Source organism: Streptosporangium sp. NPDC003464, assembly GCF_053588315.1.
This window is the reverse complement of record NZ_JBSFPS010000414.1, coordinates 1-5,782: the sequence shown is the minus strand read 5'-3', so window position 1 is coordinate 5,782 and position 5,782 is coordinate 1. Positions and strand designations below refer to the sequence as shown.

General features: G+C 72.4%; 2 protein-coding genes. Both read left to right on the top strand.

What is annotated here, in order from left to right; all coding sequences use genetic code 11:
- The first annotated feature begins 245 nt into the window (after positions 1-245).
- Positions 246-2,429, top strand: a complete 2,184-nt coding sequence (locus ACWDS7_RS45985; protein WP_451934434.1) for a M4 family metallopeptidase — start codon at positions 246-248, stop codon at positions 2,427-2,429.
- Between the two features lie 440 nt (positions 2,430-2,869).
- Positions 2,870-5,713: an AfsR/SARP family transcriptional regulator gene (locus ACWDS7_RS45980; protein WP_451934433.1), complete on the top strand. Its 2,844-nt coding sequence runs from the start codon at positions 2,870-2,872 to the stop codon at positions 5,711-5,713.
- The last annotated feature ends 69 nt before the right edge of the window (positions 5,714-5,782 follow it).

Here is a 5,782-nt window from a genome sequence, read left to right as displayed (position 1 = left end):
AATCTGTAATTCGCTGCCAAACTGTGAAATTCACATTATTGACCAGATTATTGACGACTCCGCCTGGAAGGCGTCAAATGCCTCTCAGTCCCACCATTACCAGCGAGCCTCTCCGCCCGGCCGTTCACCATCGCAGCGCGCGGCATGTGTGGACGTGCTGACGAGTCTCGCGTCCAGGCAATTCGACGGACCACGACCACCCCACAGAAGAAATCGTGGCCGTCGCTCAGCAGAAGGAGCATTGCGTGAAGCGCACTGTTGCGTTTGCGCTAGTGGCCACGGCGACAAGCATGGCCGTGGCACTGTCCCCCGCATCGGCCGGAGCCACCGGACTGACCGTCCGCGCCCCGTCGATCGCCCCTCCCGACTCCCCCGCACAGGCCGCCGACCGCCTGGTCCAGGCCGAGCCCGCCCTCCTCCAGTCCTCGGCCAAGGACCGTTTCCAGCGCCGTGACGCCATCCCGGGCAAGGGAGGGCTCACCTACGTCTCCTACACCCGCACCTACTCCGGCCTGCCCGTCTACGGCGGTGACTTCGTCGTCGTCACCAACGCCAGTGGTGGCGTGCTGAGCACGTCGATCGCCCAGACCGAGACGCTGAACGTCGACACCACCCCGAAGGTGACGGCGGACAAGGCGGCGGAGATCGCCAAGGGCCAGATCAGCGACGCCGCCGAGGTCTCCACGCCGAAGCTGTCGGTGATGGCCCAGGGTGCCGGGCGGCTGGCCTACGAGGTCGTCGTGAGCGGCGCGGACAAGGGCCGCGAGAGCAAGATGCACGTCTTCGTCGACGCGCTGACCGGCGAGGTCGCCGAGAAGTCGGACGAGGTCATGGCCGGTCAGGGATCGAGCTACTACAACGGCCCGGTCACCATCGGCACCACGTCCGGCACGCCGTACTCCATGACCGACCCGGTCCGCACGGGCGTCCGCTGCGGCGGCCAGAACGGCAGCGCCTACACCGGCCCCGACGACAACTGGGGCAACGGCTCGGGCACCGACCTGGAGACCGCCTGCGTGGACGCCCTCCACGCGGCGGGCAAGGAATGGGACATGCTGAGCGCCTGGCTCGGCCGCAGCGGGTTCAACGGCACCGGCGGCGGCTTCCCCGCCAGGGTCGGCCTCTCCGACGTCAACGCCTACTGGAACGGCAGCTACACCAACTTCGGCCGCTCGCAGGACAGCCAGCGCCAGGCGACCCCGATAGACGTGGTGGCCCACGAGTACGGCCACGCCATCTTCCAGACCACGCCCGGCGGCTCGACCGGCAGCAACGAGAAGGGCGGGCTCAACGAGTCCACCGGTGACATCTTCGGCGCGCTGACCGAGTACTACGCCAACGAGCCGGCCCAGTACGACCCGCCGGACTTCAGCGTGGGCGAGGAGGTCAACCTGGTCGGCAGCGGGCCGATCCGCTACATGCACAAGCCGTCGCAGATCTCCGGCCACCCCGACTGCTACTCCGCCTCGGTGCCGAACATGGAGGTGCACGCGGGAGCGGGCGTCCAGAACCACTGGTTCTACCTGCTCGCCCAGGGCACGAACCCGACCGACGGCCAGCCGGTCAGCCCGACCTGCAACGGCTCCACCCTCACCGGGATCGGCATCCAGAAGGCCGGCCAGATCTTCATGGGCGCGCTGAACCGCAAGACCTCGACCTGGACCCACTCGCTCGTCCGCAAGGCCTCGCTGGAGGCGGCGATCCAGCTGTTCCCCGGCTCCTGCACCGAGTTCAACGCGACCAAGGCGGCCTGGACCGCGGTCAGCGTCCCGGCCGCGACGAACGAGCCCACCGCGTGCTCGACGGGCCCCGACTTCTCGCTGACGCTCAACCCGGCGTCCGCGACCGTGCAGCCCGGCCAGCAGGCGACCACGACGGTCGGCACGCAGACGACCTCGGGCACCGCGCAGAGCGTGACGTTCTCGGCCTCCGGCCTGCCCTCGGGCGCGACCGCCGCCTTCGTCCCGCCGTCGGTGACCTCCGGCGCCTCCTCCACCCTGACGGTCTCGGTCCCGGCGGGCACCGCCTCCGGCACCTACAACGTGATCGTCACAGGTGACGGGACCAGCGTGGACAGGACGGCCACGTTCACCCTGAACGTCGGCGGCAGCGGTCCGTGCGCCGGCAGGCAGCACACCTACACCGGCACCCTCTCCTCGGGTTCCAGCGTCTACCAGCCGAGCACCTCCGGCTTCCAGACCACCACGTCGGGAACGCACACGGCCTGCCTGGACGGCCCGAACGGCACCGACTTCGACCTGTACCTGCAGAAGCGCAACAGCTTGGGCACCTGGACCACCGTGGCCAGCGGCACCTCGGCCAACCCGGATGAGTCCTTCACCTACAGCGGCACCGCCGGCTTCTACCGCTACCGCGTCCACGCCTACAGCGGCAGCGGCACCTACACCCTGGGCTACGACGCCCCGTAACGCGAAAGGACCACCGCTCCACAGGCCCCGGCTCCGCACCTCGGAGCCGGGGCCGCCCCGTACCCGCCCTCCGTACCCACCCCTCGCCCCGGGCGGGGCCGGGGTCCCGGAGGGTGCAGGCCGGCCGGTGATCGGGCGGGCCGGCATGAGCCCACAACGCCATTAACCCATATGTGAGGAAAATAGATCCCGAAATGTAATAAGGCCATGATTTAGCAGCATTTACTAAATGCAAGTCGTGCTGCCGGACTGCGGTTGACAGATCCATTCCGGCGACCGTCCCGCCCGCCGTACGAGACCATTCGGAGCCCCGCCCCGGCCGGCCGGGGGCCGGCGGCGGCGCCGGGTGCGCGACCCGGACGGTCGGACCGGGCGATAGCGTGATCCGGCCGGCTCACCGCGACCGGCGAGACCCCCGGTTCCGCGTCACAGGTGATGGTGTGAGATTTCGTGTACTCGGTCCGCTGACCGCGCTCTCCGACGGCCGGGAGGTGCCGCTCGGAGGCAACAAGCTCCGCGTGGCGCTGGCCGGACTGCTGCTGCGCCCCGGGGAGACCGTCCCCGTCCCGCGGATGGCCGCGTGGCTGTGGGAGGGCGGGCCGGAGGACCCCGACCGGGCGAAGGCCACCATCCACACCTACGTCAACAGGCTGCGGCACCAGCTCGGGCGGGACGTCATCCGCACCGTCCAGGACGGCTACCGGGCCGAGGTCGACACCGGCTCGCTGGATCTGCTCCGCTTCCGCGAGCTGGCCGGCTCCGGACGGCGGGCCGCCGCCGCCGGTGACCTGGGCACGGCCTCGCGCGTGCTGTCGGAGGCCATCGCGCTGTGGCGGGGTCCGGTGCTGTCCAACGTGGACTCCGCGTCCCTCCTGCGGGACGAGGCCGAGCCGCTGACCGAGGAGCTGCTGCGCGTCCAGGAGCAGTGGCTGGACGTCGGCCTGCAGACCGGCCTGCACGCGGAGCTGGTGGGCACGCTGCGGGAGCTGACCCGCGCGCACCCGCTGCGGGAGCCGTTCTGGGAGCGTCTGATGCTCTCCCTCCACCGCAGCGGACGCCACGCCGAGGCCCTGCAGGCCTACCACGCGCTGAGCACGCTGCTGGCCGAGGAGCTGGGCATCGACCCGGGCCCCTCGCTGCGCGCCACCTACCAGGCGATCCTGACCGACGACCCGTCCGTCGGCCCGCCCGAGGCGGTGCGGGCGGATCCGCGCGAGGAGGCGTCGTCCGGCCCGGTCCCCCGGCAGCTCCGCCCGGACATGCCGGGTTTCGCCGGACGCCGGGGTGAGCTGGCGGAGCTCGACCTGCTGCTGGACGACTCCTCGTCCCCGGCCCGGAGCGGCCCCAAGATCGTTTCACTGCAGGGCACCGCCGGATCCGGCAAGACCGCCCTGGCCATCCACTGGGCGCACCGGATCCGTGACCGCTTCCCCGACGGCCAGCTCTACCTCGACCTGCACGGCTACGGCCCGGAGCCGCCCCTCGATCCGGCGGCGGCGCTGGAGACGCTGCTGCGCGCCCTGGGCACCCCGGCCGGCCGGATACCCGCCGGGCTGGAGGAGCGCTCGGCCCTGTTCCGGACGCTGCTGGCCGGCCGGCGCATCCTCGTGCTGCTCGACAACGCCGGCAGCAGTGAGCAGATCCGCCCGCTGATGCCCGGTTCCGGCGGCATGGCCGTCGTCACCAGCCGCAACCAGTTACGCGGCCTCGTCGTCGAGTACGGCGCGCGGCGCGTCGTACTGGACCAGATGCCCTCGGGGGAGGCGGTCGAGCTGCTGGCGGAGGTCCTCGGCCGGGACCGTGTCGCCTCGGCGCCGGAGGCCGTCGCCGAGATCGTGGAACGGTGCGCCCGCCTGCCGCTGGCGCTGCGCATCTTCGCCGAGCGCGCGGCGCGCTTCCCCGGCGTCCCGCTCGGCAGGCTCGTCGCCGACCTGCGCGACGAGCGGACCCGGCTGACGGCGCTCGACACCGGCGACGGGGACCACACCGACCTGAGGATGGTCTTCTCCTGGACCTACGGCGCCCTGGATCCTGACTCCGCGCGGCTGTTCCGGCTGCTCGGCCTGCATCCGGGGCCGGAGGTCAGCACGGGGGCGGCCGCCGCCCTGACCGGCGGCGACCTGGCCGGTGTCACGCGGCTGCTCGACCGGCTCACCGCCGACCACCTGCTCAGGTCCCGCTTCCCGGGGCGCTACGACTTCCACGACCTGCTGCGCAGCTACGCCGCCGAACGGGCCCACGAGGGAGGGCGAGAGGACCGGGACGCCGCACTCGGCCGCGTCATGGACTGGTACCTGCACGCGGCCCGCAACGCCGCCGAGCACCTGCCGCCGGTGGGGCGGGCGTTCTCGGCCGGTCCCGTGCCGGACGGCCTCGCGCTGCCGGAGTTCGACGGCCCCGAGGAGGCCGTCGGCTGGTACGAGGAGGAGCTGCCCAACCTCATGGCGGCGGCCCACTACGCGGCGTCGCGGGGATGGCACGGGCCCGCCTGGCGCATCCCCCGGATGCTGGCGTCGTTCTTCGACTTCCACGTGCCGGGCACGGCATGGGCCGCCGTGTACCGCACCGCGGTGGAGGCGAGCAGGGCCGCGGGCGAGCCGTACGAGGAGGGATCCGCCCTCAACCATCTGGGCTGGGTCAACGCCCGGCTCGGCCGCCTCGGTGAGGCCGTCGGCCACTACGACGAGGCACTGGCGGTGGCCCGCCGCATCGGGGACCGGGATCTGGAGGGGGACGTGCTGGTCAACCTCGGCGCCGCCTACTTCCGGCTCGGCCGGCTGGAGGAGTCGACCGGCTGCTACGGGCAGGCGCTGGCCATCGCGCGCGACAGCGGCGACCGGCACCTGGAGGCCGAGGCGCTCAACGACGTCGCGCACAACGACAACGAGCTGGGCCGCCACGCCGAGGCGCTGGCCGGCGCGCACACGGCGCTCGGCATCTACACCGGCCTCGACGACCGCTACCGCCGGGGCGAGGCGCTGCGCGCCCTCGGCGCCGCCCATGCCGGGCTGGGGCGCCCCGGCGAGGCCGCGGGCCTGTTCCTCGACGCGCTGGAGCTGATGCGGGAGTTCGAGGACCGCCGCGGCGAGGCCGACGTCCTGAGCCGGCTGGGCGACGCCCTGCACGGCTCGGGTGACCTCGGCGGCGCCCGGGAGCGCTGGCGGGAGGCCGCCGAGATCCTCACCGAGCTCGACGACGAGCGGGCCGGTGCCCTACGGCGGCGCCTGGCGGAGACCGCGCCCCGCTCCCCGGCCCCGGCCGGAGCCGAGGAGGGGCTGCGCTGACGCTCCGTCGACCAAGCGCTCCCCGCAGGCATCCCAGCTCCACAGCTGCTGTGGACGGCTGATGTCGCC